Origin of the sequence: Streptosporangium roseum DSM 43021, from assembly GCF_000024865.1 — a bacterium.
Taxonomy (GTDB): Bacteria; Actinomycetota; Actinomycetes; order Streptosporangiales; family Streptosporangiaceae; genus Streptosporangium; species Streptosporangium roseum.
This window is the reverse complement of sequence record NC_013595.1, coordinates 5,638,299-5,652,360: the sequence shown is the minus strand read 5'-3', so window position 1 is coordinate 5,652,360 and position 14,062 is coordinate 5,638,299. Positions and strand designations below refer to the sequence as shown.

At 70.6% G+C, this 14,062-nt stretch carries 14 protein-coding genes and 1 pseudogene; 10 read left to right on the top strand and 5 right to left on the bottom strand.

What is annotated here, in order from left to right:
• Window positions 1–431 precede the first annotated feature (431 nt).
• Window positions 432–1,796 carry an acyltransferase family protein gene (locus SROS_RS24795; RefSeq protein ID WP_245564249.1) on the top strand — a complete coding sequence of 455 codons (1,365 nt, stop codon included), beginning with the start codon at window positions 432–434 and terminating at the stop codon, window positions 1,794–1,796.
• Here SROS_RS24795 and SROS_RS53955 read toward each other — a convergent pair.
• Together SROS_RS53955 and SROS_RS24790 are read right to left on the bottom strand one after the other, a co-directional pair.
• Window positions 1,726–2,055 carry a helix-turn-helix domain-containing protein gene (locus SROS_RS53955; RefSeq protein WP_148269190.1) on the bottom strand — a complete coding sequence of 110 codons (330 nt, stop codon included), beginning with the start codon at window positions 2,053–2,055 and terminating at the stop codon, window positions 1,726–1,728. The two genes, SROS_RS24795 and SROS_RS53955, sit on opposite strands and share 71 nt — an antisense overlap.
• A gap of 74 nt (window positions 2,056–2,129) precedes the next feature.
• Window positions 2,130–2,837, bottom strand: coding sequence for a type 1 glutamine amidotransferase (locus SROS_RS24790; RefSeq protein ID WP_043656600.1), 708 nt, complete (start codon window positions 2,835–2,837; stop codon window positions 2,130–2,132).
• Window positions 2,838–3,093: 256 nt separating this feature from the next.
• Here SROS_RS24790 and SROS_RS24785 point away from each other — a divergent pair, with 256 nt between their 5' ends.
• Window positions 3,094–3,477 (top strand): VOC family protein, encoded by a 384-nt coding sequence (locus SROS_RS24785; protein WP_043656597.1) that lies wholly within the window; start codon window positions 3,094–3,096, stop codon window positions 3,475–3,477.
• Between the two features lie 662 nt (window positions 3,478–4,139).
• On the top strand, window positions 4,140–5,183 hold the full coding sequence (locus tag SROS_RS24780; RefSeq protein WP_012891652.1) for a WXG100 family type VII secretion target: 1,044 nt from the start codon (window positions 4,140–4,142) through the stop codon (window positions 5,181–5,183).
• A 264-nt stretch (window positions 5,184–5,447) separates the two neighbouring features.
• On the opposite strand, the gene SROS_RS47825 is transcribed toward SROS_RS24780, so the two are convergent.
• The gene (locus SROS_RS47825) at window positions 5,448–5,642 is read right to left on the bottom strand and encodes an SDR family oxidoreductase (RefSeq protein WP_245564247.1); all 195 of its coding nucleotides are present in this window, start codon (window positions 5,640–5,642) and stop codon (window positions 5,448–5,450) included.
• 109 nt (window positions 5,643–5,751) lie between these two features.
• Between SROS_RS47825 and sigJ the strand changes: the two genes are divergently transcribed.
• The 3 genes from sigJ to SROS_RS24765 all read left to right on the top strand — a co-directional run bounded on the left by sigJ (window position 5,752) and on the right by SROS_RS24765 (window position 9,285).
• Window positions 5,752–6,696 (top strand): RNA polymerase sigma factor SigJ, encoded by a 945-nt coding sequence (gene sigJ, locus SROS_RS24775; protein WP_012891651.1) that lies wholly within the window; start codon window positions 5,752–5,754, stop codon window positions 6,694–6,696.
• Between the two features lie 93 nt (window positions 6,697–6,789).
• The gene (locus SROS_RS24770; RefSeq protein ID WP_012891650.1) at window positions 6,790–7,986 is read left to right on the top strand and encodes an NAD(P)/FAD-dependent oxidoreductase; all 1,197 of its coding nucleotides are present in this window, start codon (window positions 6,790–6,792) and stop codon (window positions 7,984–7,986) included.
• A gap of 417 nt (window positions 7,987–8,403) precedes the next feature.
• Window positions 8,404–9,285 carry a hypothetical protein gene (locus SROS_RS24765; RefSeq protein ID WP_043652860.1) on the top strand — a complete coding sequence of 294 codons (882 nt, stop codon included), beginning with the start codon at window positions 8,404–8,406 and terminating at the stop codon, window positions 9,283–9,285.
• A gap of 307 nt (window positions 9,286–9,592) precedes the next feature.
• Here SROS_RS24765 and SROS_RS24760 read toward each other — a convergent pair whose 3' ends face one another.
• Window positions 9,593–10,123: a CGNR zinc finger domain-containing protein gene (locus SROS_RS24760; RefSeq protein WP_148269189.1), complete on the bottom strand. Its 531-nt coding sequence runs from the start codon at window positions 10,121–10,123 to the stop codon at window positions 9,593–9,595.
• Between the two features lie 115 nt (window positions 10,124–10,238).
• Here SROS_RS24760 and SROS_RS24755 point away from each other — a divergent pair, with 115 nt between their 5' ends.
• Both SROS_RS24755 and SROS_RS24750 read left to right on the top strand, forming a co-directional pair.
• Complete coding sequence (locus SROS_RS24755; protein ID WP_012891647.1) at window positions 10,239–11,120, top strand: SCO6745 family protein; 882 nt, start codon at window positions 10,239–10,241, stop codon at window positions 11,118–11,120.
• Window positions 11,117–11,647 (top strand): GNAT family N-acetyltransferase, encoded by a 531-nt coding sequence (locus SROS_RS24750; RefSeq protein ID WP_012891646.1) that lies wholly within the window; start codon window positions 11,117–11,119, stop codon window positions 11,645–11,647. Before SROS_RS24755 ends, SROS_RS24750 begins: the two co-directional genes overlap by 4 nt.
• Window positions 11,648–11,904: 257 nt before the next feature.
• Here SROS_RS24750 and SROS_RS24745 read toward each other — a convergent pair whose 3' ends face one another.
• On the bottom strand, window positions 11,905–12,768 hold the full coding sequence (locus SROS_RS24745; protein WP_043652856.1) for a DMT family transporter: 864 nt from the start codon (window positions 12,766–12,768) through the stop codon (window positions 11,905–11,907).
• Window positions 12,769–12,874: 106 nt separating this feature from the next.
• On the opposite strand from SROS_RS24745, the gene SROS_RS24740 reads away from it, so the two are divergent.
• Window positions 12,875–13,765, top strand: coding sequence for a LysR family transcriptional regulator (locus SROS_RS24740; RefSeq protein ID WP_012891644.1), 891 nt, complete (start codon window positions 12,875–12,877; stop codon window positions 13,763–13,765).
• 30 nt (window positions 13,766–13,795) lie between these two features.
• Window positions 13,796–13,936 (top strand): annotated as a pseudogene (locus tag SROS_RS49905) (IS982 family transposase); the annotation flags it as partial.
• Between the last annotated feature and the right edge of the window lie 126 nt (window positions 13,937–14,062).

Here is a 14,062-nt window from a genome sequence, read left to right as displayed (position 1 = left end):
GCCGCGACCGGCTGCACCGCAACATCCGTACCGCCTGGCGCCGCACCAAGGCCACTGAAAATCTTGCTGGTGAAGGGGTGATTCGGAGCCGGGATGCCCCTCATGGCGATGCGCGGGAAGGGATGATCGCCCAGGTGCCGTCCGTGCGGGCCAGTCCGAGGTCGATCGGGGTGCGGAGGTTGAGGATGGCGGGTGTGCCTCCTGGGCGTGATCGGCTTCACCGTCACGTCGCCGGCGTGCGGCTTCGCGCGAGACGGCGGGAGGGGGGAGGGCGGCTGCGCGCGACGGTGGGGCACACGCAGGAGCGGGCGGAAGCGGGAAACAAGGCCTTCACCGGGCACGGAGGCGATGACCGCGTCGATTCTCATGGGAAAAGCCGCTTGACATGACATGAATGGAGGGATGTTCTCATCATGTCAGGCTTCGGCGACATGGCAGCGCACCCCATCCGGGTCGCTCAGCGGATGACGCGGCAGATGCGGCGGCTGGCCGAGCGAACCCCGCCGCATCGAGAGCGCCACGTCGATCTTCTGCGCGCCGTCGCGATCGTGGTGGTCGTCGTCGGCCACTGGCTGGCGATCTACGTGACCCACCACGGCAAGGGGTTCCAGGGCACGAGCACCCTCCAGGTCGTTCCGTGGACCCGTCCGCTGACGTGGCTGTTCCAGGTGATGCCGCTGTTCTTCCTGGTCGGCGGCTTCGCGAACGCCGCGTCCCTCACCTCCCACCTCGGGCGGGGCGGTAACGCCACGGGCTGGGTGCTGGGCCGGGCCGGCCGGCTTCTGCGCCCGACGACGACGTTGCTGGGCGGGCTGGCGATGGCGGCCATGACGGCCGGGATCCTGGGCGCCGATCCCGCTCTGATCGGCGTGGCGGTCTGGCTGGCCTCGATCCCGTTGTGGTTTCTGGTCGCCTACATCGCGGTGGTGGTCCTCACCCCGCCGATGTACGCCCTGCACCGGCGCGCGGGCCTGGCCGTACCGATCGTTCTGGCGGTCCTGGTCGGTGTGGGCGACCTGGCCCGTCTGGCGCTGGCTGTTCCCTACGTGGGCAAGGCGAACTTCCTGCTGGCCTGGCTGGCCGTTCATCAGCTCGGCTTCGCCTGGCAGGACGGGCGCCTGCCCTCCCGGCGGAGCGTGGCCGCGCCGATGACGGTGGCCGGGTTCACCGCCCTTGTGCTTCTCACCGTGGTCGGCCCCTATCCGGTCAGCATGGTCGGGTTCGAGGGCGAGAGAGTGCAGAACACCTCCCCGCCCACGCTCGCCCTGCTGGCTCTGGCCGTCACGCAGGCGGGAATCGCCCTGTGGACGCGTGACCGGGGGAACCGGTGGATGCGCCGGCTGGGCCCGTGGACCGTCGTCGTGGCGGTCAACTCGGTGATCATGACGCTCTTCCTCTGGCACATGACCGCCGTCGTGATCGGCGTCCCCGTGCTCTACGGAACGGTGATGATGCCTGACGCCACGCCGGGGTCGGCTCTCTGGCTGCTCCTGCGCATTCCCTGGCTCGCCTGCCTGGCGCTGATCCTCGCCCTCCTTGTCGCGATTTTCGGGCGTTTCGAGCGGGGCACGGGTCAGCGGGCCGATCCGGTGGGCGCGGTGAGGGGCCTGCCGGCCGCCGCGCTGACGGTCGCCGGGGCCGTCGCCGTGCTCGCCGGGATCCTGAGCCTCGCCCTGGCCGGCTCGGGATACCACGGACCTGTGGGCCTGCCCGTGGGAGTGCTGGTCAGTTACTTCGGCGGTGTCGCCGTCCTGGGCTTCGTCCGTTGGCGGTATTCGCGTCCGGCGCGGGAGTGATCGGGTCGGGAGGCCCCGGAACCGCCTGCGGTACGGACTCGGCGCCGGCGTTGAAGCGCGCCGGCCGGTAGCGCACCGTCTTCTCCGCACAACCGAGCTCGCGGGCGATCTGCGGCACCCGCAGCCGCTCCCAGCTCAACGCGACGATCTGAGCTCTGCGGATCCAGTCGGCCGGGGCGTGCCGCGCCCCGGCCGGCTTACGGATCTTACGTTCCCCGATCGCGTCCTTCGGCGCCCGCGCGAACAGGAGCTTCAGCACTGCCGCACCGCCCACCAACGACCCGCTGGGCCTGATGGTACGGCTAATCTAGCCAACCAAAAAGGAACGAAGCTCTAGGGGTGTCCGTCCTTGACCAAGGTGGCGAAACGGGAGGCCACCTCACCCCAGGCGGCCCGCGAGAGCGGGTCGTCGGCCACGGCGGTGGCGTACAGCTCGTCGAGGTCAAGTCCTCGCCGGCGGGTGTACTCGACGTCCCACTGCTGGATGCGTCCGGGCCCTACCTCGGGGTGGAACTGCACACCCCAGGCGCGGTCGCCCAGCCGGAAGGCCTGGTAGGGGCAGCGTTCGGTCTCGGCCAGCCAGACCGCGCCCGGCGGCAGGGCCGTGATGGCGTCGATGTGGTTCTCGATCGCCGGGACGGCGGCGGGCAGCCCGCCGAAGAGCACGTCGTCCGCCGCCTCGGCCCTCATGGTGATGGACGTGCTGCCGTGCTCGGGTGCCCCGGCGTCGGCCTGGACCTTCCCGCCGCCGACCGAGGCCAGCATCTGCCCACCGAGGCAGATGCCGAAGAACGGCACCGACCGGCCGAGAGCCTGCTCGACAAGGGCGCGGGTGGCCGGCAGCCAGGGCGCCTTGTCGTCGTCGTCCGGCAGGTAACCGCCGCCGAGCACGATCAGGCCGTCGTGCTCCAGCCGCGACGGGAGGGCGGACCCGTCGAAGGCGGTGACCACGTCGACGGCGACCCCGGCGGCGTCCAGCCATTCCCCGAAGCGCCCAGACCCCCCGTTCGTCCCGTTCTGTACGGCAAGCACACGCGGCATTTTCGGCATGAGGCCCGACTCTAGCGCCCCCGCCGGCATGTGCACCTGCGAGCCCTCCGGCCGGGGGAGCTTCATTGCATGCCGGAAAGGCGGCCGACGACTGGATCCACCGGCGCCGGTACCGGGCCCGGCAGGCGTCCGAGCGGCACACCGCGTCCGCACGCCGCCCTTCCAGCGGCTGACCGGGGTGGACATGTCAAGCGCCTGATGCGGGCCGCCTTCGGAGAGCGCCTGGCCACTCGTCATAATGTCCGCCATGGCTTCTCTTGTGCACCACGTGAGCATCGACTGTGCGGACACCTACCGGCTCGGAACCTTCTGGGCCGAGGTCCTGGGGACCAGGATCAGCGATGACGACCAACCTGGTGACCCCGAGGCCTTGGTCGAGGCAGAGGGCATCTCGATCCTGTTCATCGCCGTCCCCGAGAGCAAGACGGTCAAGAACCGGATCCACTTCGACATCCAGCCCACAGACCGCACCCGCGACGAGGAGGTCGAGCGTCTGCTGTCCCTCGGCGCCACTCTGGTCGGCGACCGCCGCCGCCCCGACGGCTCAGGCTGGGTCACCCTCGCCGATATCGAGGGAAACGAGTTCTGCGTCGAGCGCAACGCTGCCGAGCGGGCCGCCACCATCTCCTGACCTTCCGTCGAGCGTCGGTGCGCCACCCCGGCTTCCCAGATGATCGCAACCGCTCGCCCGGGAACGCAGGTCAGGTTGCGTCCACGGAGGTGGTGTACGGGTTCCGCCGGTGGCGGGCGGCGGTAGCGGTTCCCGTTCACCTCCGTTCCGGCCCTGGGCCACTCCACCCGCCCTCGCTGCGCTTTTGTCCTTCCCCCGGTACGGCACCGCGCGGTTTGACGGCGAACGACCCCGCCCCCCGCTCCCGGCCTCACCCTCGGCCGCGGAGAAGGCCTCCTCCTCCAAGGCCAACCGTGCCCATCTGCGCCGCCGCCGGATCACCGCGGTCATCCCGGACAACGGCGATCAGCGGGCCAACCGGGAGAAGAGAAGAAGAAGGGTTCAGCGGGCGGGCGGCCCGTCGTCTTCGATCCGGAGCGCTACCGGCAGCGCAACACCGTCGAACGCTGTCTCCAGAAGATCAAGACCTGGCGCGGTCTGGCTACCCGCTACGACAGAGCCCCGGAAAGCCACGAGGCCGGACTCCACCCCCGAGGCTCGGTCATGTGGCTGAAACTCCTCACCTCAACCACATGATCCGAACTCCGAACAGCTCCTAGCCTTGGGATTACGTTCATTTGATCTTCGTCTGCCCGTCACCGCGAGCTCATAGCGTAACGATCATGACCCGTGAGCCCCAGCCCACCCTCCAGGATGAATGGTCGGCGTGGGAACCCTATCCGCAGCGGCAACACTACTGGCCGGGGCTAGGCGTCGAGCGCGTCGACGAGTACGAGGTCGATCACGCCCGGCTGCAGGCCATCGGCACGCACTTCATGACCGAGTTCGAGGGGGTTTACCAGCGCCTGCCCAAGCCGCAGCTCGACGACTTCGCTGACCGCATGGGTTACCACCCGACGGGGTGGGGGGCCGCGCAGACCTGGACGACTTTGGTCGGCGCCTTCGAGGATGCGTTGTGTTTCCTGACCACGGACGCGATGATGGAGACGGCGGTGGCGGCCAGGGGGGTCGCGACGAGCGGACGCACTTACGAACTGGTCGACAAGGATTCCTGGCTGTCCAAGCACCCAGTCGGGGGTGGGATCATCTCGGATCGAGCCGGCCGCTACCGGGTAACCAACGCGTACCCGTCGGGATCGATCGGGCTGCTCACACCCTATGAGAACGTCGACAACGTGATCGAGAACTGGGTGGCGAACGAGCCCTGGACGGGCGACGACAGCCGTGCCTACATCAGGCACAAGCTCATGAGCTGGAAGCCGGAGGGGCTGGCCTCTTTCGCGAGCACGGTCACCGGCATCGCCAACGGGCTGGTCGAGGTCGCGCACGGGCTGATGTCGCGCGCGCAGGAGACGAGGGACGCGCCCTGGCGGGGGGCCGCGGCCGACCACGCCCAGCAGTCGCTCCGGCAGATTTACGAGAACGTCCGCGGACTGGCCGCCACCCACGGCCAGGTCGCGCAGGGCCTCACCGCCGCCGCCGAGATCATCACGACCGCGCAGAGCCGCTTCGACGTGGTGGTCAACAAGGGCGGTTGGGAGTTCTCCGATCTGTGGCACGGCGACGACGAGGACGCCAGGCACTTCCTCAAGGGGGTCGGCCAGCAGCTCGCGGACGTGCTACGGCAGATGCCGCAGACCGCGCGGATCCACCTGCCCGGCCTCATCCCCGAGGCCGAGCGGGCGACCTACTCCCTGGCCGGGTGACTACCCGATCGGGTCGGGCGGCGACTCGATCGCGTAAGCGTAAGTTCCCGTGAACAAACTGATCGCGGTGTCAGGTCTCATGACAGGTGACGACGGTCAGCACGTGGGCGACCGAGCGGCCCCACCGGTAGGATTTCCAGAGCTTCACGGTGTCACCGCCCTGGGGCTCGCTGAAGGGTCCAGGTCGGGGTCGTGCCAGATGGCGACGGTCTGGGCGGTGAGGGTGCGCCACAGGCCGTCTCCGACCACCCGGCCGTCCTGGGGTCAGGCGGTGGCGCCTCCGTCGATGACCAGGTCGTGACCGACCGTGAATGTTGCTTCGGGCGATGCGAGCCACAACGCGGCGGAAGCCGCTTCGTCGAGTGTCCCGACTCTGTCGATCGGCAGTGCGCCCTTCATCCGTTCGGTGCGCTCTGCGCTCGAGCAGCCCAAAGCGGTTGGGGCGGCCTGGCGCTCCACCGGGTCCTCAAGGAGCTGCGGGCGCTGCCGGCAGCCTGGACAGGCCGGTGCCCGACCTGCCACCAACGGCCGCCCTGGCCACCTGGCAAAGCACTACTAGGATCGGGCCATGCCCTTGACCGCGAACGACGTCGACCGGTTCGAGGCCTCCAGGTCGCGACTGGAGGCCATCGCCTACCGCCTCCTCGGCTCCGCCGGGGAGGCCGAGGACGCCGTGCAGGAGACGTTCCTGCGCTGGCAGGGCGCCGACGTCGACCGCGTCGAGGTCCCCGAGGCCTGGCTGACGAAGGTCCTCACCAACCTGTGTCTCAACCAGCTCACCTCCGCGCGGGCGCGCCGCGAGACCTATGTGGGCCAGTGGCTTCCCGAGCCGCTGCTCGCCGGGGACCCGATGCTCGGCCCGGCCGACACCGCCGAGCAGCGCGAATCGGTCTCGTACGCGGTCCTCACCCTCATGGAGCGCCTCTCTCCCAACGAGCGGGCGGTGTACGTGCTGCGGGAGGCCTTCGACTACCCGCACCGGGAGATCGCCGAGATCCTCGACATCACCGAGGCCGCCAGCCAGCAGATCTTCCACCGCGCCAAGAAGCACGTCGCGGACGGCAAGGCCCGCACCGGGATCGACGAGGCCGCCGCCCGGCGGATCGTCGAGGAGTTCCTGGCGGCCGCCACCAGCGGCCGGATCGAGTCGCTCGTGCGCCTGCTCACCGAGGACGCCATCTCGATCGGCGACGGCGGCGGGAAGGTCCCGGCCCGCGCCAAGGCGTTCGAGGGCGCCGTCGCGGTCGCGAAGTTCCTGCGGGGCCTGCTCAAACCCGGCGAGGCCAAGCGCGCCCTGGTCGGCGGCTCGCCCGAGATCTACGCCTGGACCGCCAACGGCGACCCCGCCGTCGTGGCCGTCGTGGACGGCCGGGTCGTCGGTGTCATGTGCGTGGAGGTCACCGCCGGGGGCATCGCCGCGTTCCGCAACCAGGTCAACCCCGACAAGCTCGAACGCGCGACCGCGCACTGGGCGGCCGCCGAGCACGGGGAGCCCCTGTTCAACGCCTTCTGATCGACATGTGAGGTGCTTCACATCGCGTTCCTGTCAGGAAACGGCGGGCCGCCCGGTTCAAGTGGCGAACCCGCGCGAGACAGGAGCAAGGAAATGCAGCACCGCATCATCGTCCTCGGAGCCGGATACACCGGAGCCATCGCCGCCGGCCGCCTTGCCAAGCGGCTCCGCCGCGAGGACGTCGCCATCACCCTCGTCAACGCCGAGCCCGACTTCGTCGAACGCGTCCGCATGCACCAGCTGGCGACCGGCCAGGACCTCAAGCCCCGGTCGTTCGGCGAGATGTTCGCGGGCACCGGCGTCGAACTGAGGATCGCGAAGGTCACCGGCGTCGACGTCGACCGCAGGACCGTCGCCGTGATCGACGCGAACGGTGCCGAAGAACTCGCCTACGACATGCTCGTCTACGCTCTCGGCAGCGGCTGGAACGCCCAAGGCGTCCCCGGGACCGCAGAGCACGCCTATGAGATCGCCGGCCGCCCCGGAGCACTCCGGCTGCGCGAGCGCCTGGCCCGCCTCGACGCCGGGCAGAGCGTGGTCGTCGTCGGCGGCGGCCTCACCGGCCTGGAGGCCGCGACCGAGATCGCCGAGGCCCGCCCGGACCTCGACGTCGCCCTCGCCGCCCGCGGCGGCCTCGGCGACTGGCTCTCGCCCAAGGGCCGCGGGCACCTGCGGAAGGTCTTCGGCAAGCTCGGGATCACCGTGCACGAGCACGCCACCGTCACCGGCGTCGAAGCCGGCCGCGTCGCCACCGCCGACGGCAAGGCCATCCCGGCCGCGGTCACCGTGTGGACCACCGGCTTCGCGGTTCACCCGATCGCGAAGGCGACCACCCTGGAGGTCGCCGGCACCGGCCAGATCGTGGTCGACGGGACCATGCGCTCGGTCTCGCACCCGGACGTGTACGCCATCGGCGACGCGGCCATGGTGATGGGTCCCGGAGACAAGCCGCTGCGGATGTCGTGCGCCTCGGGGACTCCGGCCGCGTGGCAGGCCGCCGACGCGATCGCGGCGCGCCTGACCGGCGGGAAGGTCCCGAACACGCCGATCCGCTACTTCAACCAGTGCATCTCACTGGGCCGCAAGGAGGGTTTGATCCAGTACGTCACCGCCGACGACCGCGCCGTGCAGGCGGTCCTGACCGGACGGCTCGCCGCCGTCTACAAGGAGCTGATCTGCAAGGGTGCCGCCTGGGGCGTCGCCAACCCGACGCTCGGGCTGCCGACCCGGCGCCGCCGCGTCACGCGGGAGCGGGCCGCTGTGGGCTCGGCCGGCAAGGCACTGGCATAGAGCACGGAGCGGAGCGGGTGCCCTCGATGCGAGGGCGGCCGCTCCGCTGCCGGATTCCGTCGGTGACGGCGAAGAAAACACCGGATACGCAGGCCGGCCTCCGTTTACAGATCGGACTTCGAGGCCCAGCCCGCCGAACCGCCACCGTCGACTCCACGGCAGCGACTCGGGGTCGAGGGAAGGCCTGGCCGGCGGGGTCCGGGACGGCATCGAGCCCGGCCAAGGCCAAGGCCGGACAGGCAACGGCGACCATCGCGGTGACCGACGCCGGCGCCGTCCTGCCCGAGGCCCTGCAGCGCTCGCCGGCCGCTTCGCCGCGAAGGTCGACCTGATCGGGCGCGACGCCCTGGCCCGCATCGCCACCCTCGAGGCCGAGGACGCCGCCGCCGTCGGGGAACCCGGCCGTACGCTGGCGGCATGACCGAGATGATCGACTATGGGCGTTTCGCCGAGCGGTTGAGGCGAGTGATGCCGCGCTGGGACGAGCGGGATCGCATGGCCCCGGAGGAGTTCGCCCGGCACCTGGCGGACACCGGCCCGCGCTGGGAGCTGCTCCGCGAGTTCCAGGCGGAGTGGGGCTACGAGCCACCCGGCGGTGAGCCGGCCTGGCCCCGTTGGTCCGAGAGCGAGCACAGGGCCTACGTGCGCGAGCTCAAGGAGAAGCTGACGGGCGAGGAGGATGATCATCGGTCGGTCCGGGCCGCTGTGGCGGTGCCTCAGGCGCTGGACGAGTGGTGGGACCTGCCGTTCAACTCCTTCACCTACCAGCCGCGCCTTTACGAGACCAATCCGGAGTGGCCGCCCGCTGTCTATGACGGGTCGCGGGCCCTGCCCCTTGACAACTCGTTCATTGCGGCGGAGGAGGACCGGCGGGTCTGCGTGTTCATGGCCGAGAACCAGTACTGCAACGAATGGGGGTACCTGGCCGCGGAAGCCGTACTGCCCGACCCCAGGGTGCTGGTGTCCACCGAGGAGGGCTGGGTGGTTCAGAGCCGGTCCATCTCGGAGTTCTTCCTGCAGCTGGCTATGTACGCGCTGCCCTTCCACTTCGGCCATGTCGCGGAGGTGTGGACCGTGCCCGACGGGCTCGTCGACCGGGTGCGCGCGCAGCTGCCGCCGGTGGGGCTGCTGCCCTGGCGGGAGCTCGGGGCGGAGACGACCGCGTACGGTGCCCCCGACGCGATCGTCTTCCATGACGCCGGCATGAGCGACTACGCCGAGATCGTCGTGATCGGCCGTACCCGCGAGGCGCTGGAGCGGTTGACTCGCAGACTGGGCGTCGACCTGGCCGCCGGCTGAGCCCTCCCGACGCGCTGCGCGGCCACCTCGCCTTCACCGTCACAGCAAGCCGAACGACCGGGACGATGGCCTTTCAAGTCTGATCAGTAGTGAGAAAGACCAGGTCAAAGCCTTTCGGTGGACTCCTTGATCAGGGTGTGAAGCCACAGTGCTCCGCGGTCATCCGGGATGCCGAACTTCTTGCGGAGCCGATGAACGGCCACGATGCGGTCCGTCCGCTCCGCCGGACGAGGGAAGTCGATCACCCGCAGCCGCTTTGCCCCTGGTGGCGCCGGCCCGAGTGGAGGGCCTACCTGGTCGGCGTCCCTCAATCCGTCCCCGCCGCCCGGCGCAGCCGGTAGGCGCTGGCCTTGGCGCGGTTCTGGCACGACAGGCCGCAGAACCTGCGGGAGGCGTTGCGTGTGGTGTCGAAGAAGGCCCGCTCGCAGTTCGTGGCCTCGCAGGACCGGAGTCTCGCTCCCTGGCCGACGCCGATGACCATGGCCAGGGCGGTGGCCGCGTCGGCGGTCCAGGCGTCGACCAGGCTCGCGTCCGCGCGATGGAAGGCCAGGACGGGGGGTCCGTCCGGATGGCCGTGCAGGTTGGGGACGGCCGCATGCCGTACCAGCAGCTGATTGAGACCTTCGATCATGGACTCGGTGCGTGCCCCCGCGCCGAAGGCGGGTCGCAGCCGGGCGGCGACGACCGCGAGCCGGTCGGCATGGGCGGGCGAGAGCGACTCGCTCCGTGGCAGTCCGGCCGCGGTGAGCGCCTCCTGGATGGCCGCCCGGCGCTCCGGTCCCGTGTCCGGCGGCGCGACCTGCCGTCCGTGTGCCCAGTCGACGGTCAACTCGTTCACCAGAAGTGCGGCGCGCTGCACGTGCCGTTCGACATAACTGTCTATTTGAGTTTGACCAGTGATGCGCCAGGGATCTACAGTCACTGGCTTAGTCTATCTAGACAGTGAGGCAATCATGTCGGAACACGCGGGCCTCTCGCGCGGGATGTGGCACCAGATCGAACCGGTGCACGCGATGCTGTACTTCTCGTCCCAGGCGTTCGAGGAGGCGGCGCGACTCGGTTACGACGTCGAGTCCCGGTGGCCGAGCTACTTCGCCTGGCGCTGGGCGCCGCTGGGGGCCGCTGGTCCGCGGCTGGTCACCGCCACCTCCTACAGCTTCAGCCCAGCCATGGTCGCCGAGTACGTCCCGGCGATCTGGGCGACGGCCGTCCCCGAGAAGGTCCTGGACGCCCGGCTGCGGGCGGTGGACGGTACCTACCGGGCCCTCCTCGGCGACAGGCTCGACAGCCCTGACGTCGCAGAGGCGGCGGAGCTGGCCAGGCGGGCGGCGGAGAGCGTGAGTGTGGCGCATCGGCCGCTGGCCGCCGCCAATCTCGACCAGCCCTGGCCTGACGAGGCGCATCTCGTGCTCTGGCAGGCCTACACGGTGCTGCGCGAGCATCGCGGCGACGGCCACCTGGCGGCGCTGATGGCCGCCGATCTCGACGGCTGCGAGGCGCTGGTCTCCTTCGCCGCGGTCGGCGCGGCTCCCGTGGCGAACTTCGCCGGACGCGGCTGGAGTGAGCAGGAGTGGGCGGCGGCGCAGGACCGGCTGGCCGTCCGCGGGCTGATCGACGCCGACGGACAGGCCACCGAGCAGGGGCGACGGCTGCGCGATCAGGTGGAGCGGATGACCGACGACCTCGCCGCCGGTCCGTGGCGGGCGCTGGGCACCCGGCGCGCCGAACGGCTGGCCCAGCTGAACCTCCCGTTGCTGGGCGCCGCCTTCGAGTCCGGCGTCCTCCCGATGACCAGCACGCTGGGCATCGGGAAAGTGCAGGCGCCGGCATCATGAGGCTCGAACTGCTGACCGGCGAGCAGATGCTCGTACGGCGGGCCGAACTGGTGAGCGTCTACCGCGAGGCGTTCACCGGACCGCCGTGGCACGAGAACGAGGACGCGGTCGTCGCCTTCCGCGACCGGCTCACCGCCGACGCCGGCCGGCCGGGTTTCCGGGCGGTCTTGGCCACCGGGAGCGGGAAGTCCTGCGGATTCGGTACGGCGTGGCCGACCGCCTCGCCGTTCCCCACCGGGCGCAGTTATGGCAACGTGCTCGCGGCCCTCGGCCCCACCCGAACGGCCGAGCTCCTCGTCGGTGCGTTGGAGGTGGACGAACTGGCGGTCGCTCCGCACGCGCGGGGGCAAGGGCTGGCCGGGCGACTTCTCGACCTGCTGTGCGATCAGTGCCGCAGCTGGCTTCTGACCTCCCCGAGCGCCCCGGACGCCGTCCGGCTGTACGAGCGGTCCGGCTGGCTGCGGGTCGGCGAGGACCCGGAGGTCGTGGTGTTCGTCAGGCCTGAACGGACGACCGGCGTGCAGTGAGGTTCGGGGAAGACCGAAACCCGATGACGCCCCACGCGGGGGAGAGGTTGCCGGATGAACAGCACCGGGAGGATGGTGTCGACGATCGAGGAGCCGAGGTTGGTGAGGGTCGCGGTGAACGCCAGTGCCCGTGGTTCCCGGTGCCCGAAGACGTGGTGCAGGCCCTGCGCGATCTGCGTGGCCAGCCGTACGGGCGCCCCGGTCACGGGGGAGCGGGCGGGGTGGCGGGGAGGGGCAGGAGGCGGACAGGGGGCCGTTCAGGTGGTGGGAGCGGGTGTGCGCGTGGCGTGCCGTGTCATGCCGACGCCGGCGAGGACGACGACCATGCCGGTCAGGACGCGGGGACTGAGCGCCTCGTCCAGCACGATCGCCCCGAGCGCCACCGAGACGACCGGCAGCAGGTAGCCGACCGTGGCCGCGCTGGTGGCTCCTTCGTCGGCGATCAGGCGGTAGCTGAGGTAGAAGGTGAATCCGGTGCTGAAGACGCCGAGGACGGCGAGGGCGAGCACGCCCAGCGGCGTTGGTTCGGCCACCGCGCCGCCGGCGGGCAGGGCCAGGGAGCTCAGCCCGGTGGCGGCGACGAGCTGGGCCGCGGACAGGGCCAGGGGTGCGGTCCCCTTCCCGGTGAGCCGCCGATCCATGTAGGCGAAGGCGACGGCGTAGCTGGCGGACGCTCCGAGCAGGGCCAGGGCGCCCCAGCTCACCAGGCTGCGCTCCTGCCAGGGAGCGAAGATCAGCAGCGTTCCGGCGAACCCGAGAAGGAGCCCGGCCAGCCGTACCGGAGGCAGCCCGCGGCCGGTGCCGACGGCCAGGCCGAGCAGCAGGGACCACAGCGGGGTCGTCGCGTTGAGCACCCCCGCCACTCCGGAGTCCACGCTCTGCTCTCCGACGCTGAACAGGAAGAAGGGCAGAGCATTGCAGAAGAAGGCGGCGACGGTCAGGCGAGCCCACGTCCCGCGGTCACGCGGGAGACGCTGGCGTGCCACCCGGGCCAGGGCGAGCAGCACGAGCGCGCCGAGCGCGGAGCGGGCGACGGTGATCTGGACCGGGGTCAGCCCGTTGTTCAGCGCCAGTTTGATCCAGAGAAACGCCGAACCCCACAGAATCGCGAGTATCGCCATACGCACTGCAAAGCTCCTTTGCCTTCCGAGGTCCGGAACCCAGGCTGCCCGATCCCGAACAGATAGGACAAGTGAAAAGTTCTACAGAACCTTTAAGCTGTCCTACATGCTTGATGTGCGTCGACTGCAGATCCTCCGCGCGGTGGTCACCAGCGGCTCGGTGACCGCCGCCGCCGCCAACCTCGGCTACACGCCTTCGGCCATCAGCCAGCAGCTGGCCGTGCTGGAGAAGGAGGCCGGGATACCGCTGCTGGAGCGCGTCGGCCGGGGCGTGCGGCCCACGGAGGCGGGACGGCTGCTCACCGAGCACGCGGCCGTCATCAGCAGACAGCTGGCCGAAGCCGAGGCGGAAGTGGCCCACCTGCGCGCCGGACGCACCGGGCAGCTGACGATCCGCTACTTCGCCACCGCCGGCGCCGTCCTGATGGCGCCGGCGCTCGCCTGGCTCCGCACGCAGCACCCGGGGGTGCGCATCGACCTGAAGATGACCGACCCCGAGGATCCGCTCTCGGAGGTGGCGCAAGGCCGGGCCGACCTGGCCATCGTGGTCGCCCCCCGCGTCCGTCACCATGATGGCGTCCGTTTCGTCCACCTGCTTGACGACCCCTACCGCGCCGTCCTGCCCAAGGGCCACCGGCTGGCTGCGAAACGGATCCTCGACCTGGCCGACCTGGCCGAGGAGCCCTGGGTGGGCAGCGAGCGGCCCGGCCCCTGCCTCGACGCGCTCCTCGACGGCTGCGCCGCAGCGGGCTTCAGTCCCAACTTCGCGGTGGAGAGCGAGGACTACCCCACCGCGCAGGGGTTCGTCGCCGCGGGCCTCGGGCTGAGCCTGATCCCTGACATGGGGCTGGCCAACCGGCACCCGGCCGTCGTCATCCGCAAGGTCCGCAACCCCGAGCCTGTCAGGGCGATCCACGCGGCCGTGCGCGAGACCTCACCTGCCCGGCCCGTCCTCGACGGGCTGCTCGCCGCGCTCCACGACGCGGCCGGACGGTGAAGACCGCGGACAGGACCAGGAGCCGGTGTGCGACACGGCCGCCGCACCCCCGCCGGAGCCGTCATCCGGGTCCTGGCGCGGATCCTGGCGCTGACCGCCCCGATCTGGCACGACGACAGGACCGGCCGGCCGATCAAGCGATCCCTGATCGCCCACGACCACCAACCGTGACCACACCCCTTGGACTCATTCATCCAGTGCCGCATCAACCGATGTTTGCCCTGATATGAGGCCCCGCCTTCGCTCCACCTGTCGGCCGGTAGGCTCGGGTGGTTTCCGGGACCGGAGGCGCTCGTC

What these genes read in the sequence shown, in the direction of transcription:
- SROS_RS24780 (WP_012891652.1), top strand. Translation starts at nt 4,140, where the DNA reads ATGACCCGTGAGCCCCAGCCCACCCTCCAGGATGAATGGTCGGCGTGG.
- SROS_RS24745 (WP_043652856.1), bottom strand. Translation starts at nt 12,768, where the DNA reads ATGGCGATACTCGCGATTCTGTGGGGTTCGGCGTTTCTCTGGATCAAA.
- SROS_RS24750 (WP_012891646.1), top strand. Translation starts at nt 11,117, where the DNA reads ATGAGGCTCGAACTGCTGACCGGCGAGCAGATGCTCGTACGGCGGGCC.
- SROS_RS24795 (WP_245564249.1), top strand. Translation starts at nt 432, where the DNA reads ATGGCAGCGCACCCCATCCGGGTCGCTCAGCGGATGACGCGGCAGATG.
- SROS_RS24770 (WP_012891650.1), top strand. Translation starts at nt 6,790, where the DNA reads ATGCAGCACCGCATCATCGTCCTCGGAGCCGGATACACCGGAGCCATC.
- SROS_RS24765 (WP_043652860.1), top strand. Translation starts at nt 8,404, where the DNA reads ATGACCGAGATGATCGACTATGGGCGTTTCGCCGAGCGGTTGAGGCGA.
- SROS_RS24740 (WP_012891644.1), top strand. Translation starts at nt 12,875, where the DNA reads ATGCTTGATGTGCGTCGACTGCAGATCCTCCGCGCGGTGGTCACCAGC.
- sigJ (WP_012891651.1), top strand. Translation starts at nt 5,752, where the DNA reads ATGCCCTTGACCGCGAACGACGTCGACCGGTTCGAGGCCTCCAGGTCG.
- SROS_RS24755 (WP_012891647.1), top strand. Translation starts at nt 10,239, where the DNA reads ATGTCGGAACACGCGGGCCTCTCGCGCGGGATGTGGCACCAGATCGAA.
- SROS_RS24790 (WP_043656600.1), bottom strand. Translation starts at nt 2,837, where the DNA reads ATGCCGCGTGTGCTTGCCGTACAGAACGGGACGAACGGGGGGTCTGGG.
- SROS_RS24785 (WP_043656597.1), top strand. Translation starts at nt 3,094, where the DNA reads ATGGCTTCTCTTGTGCACCACGTGAGCATCGACTGTGCGGACACCTAC.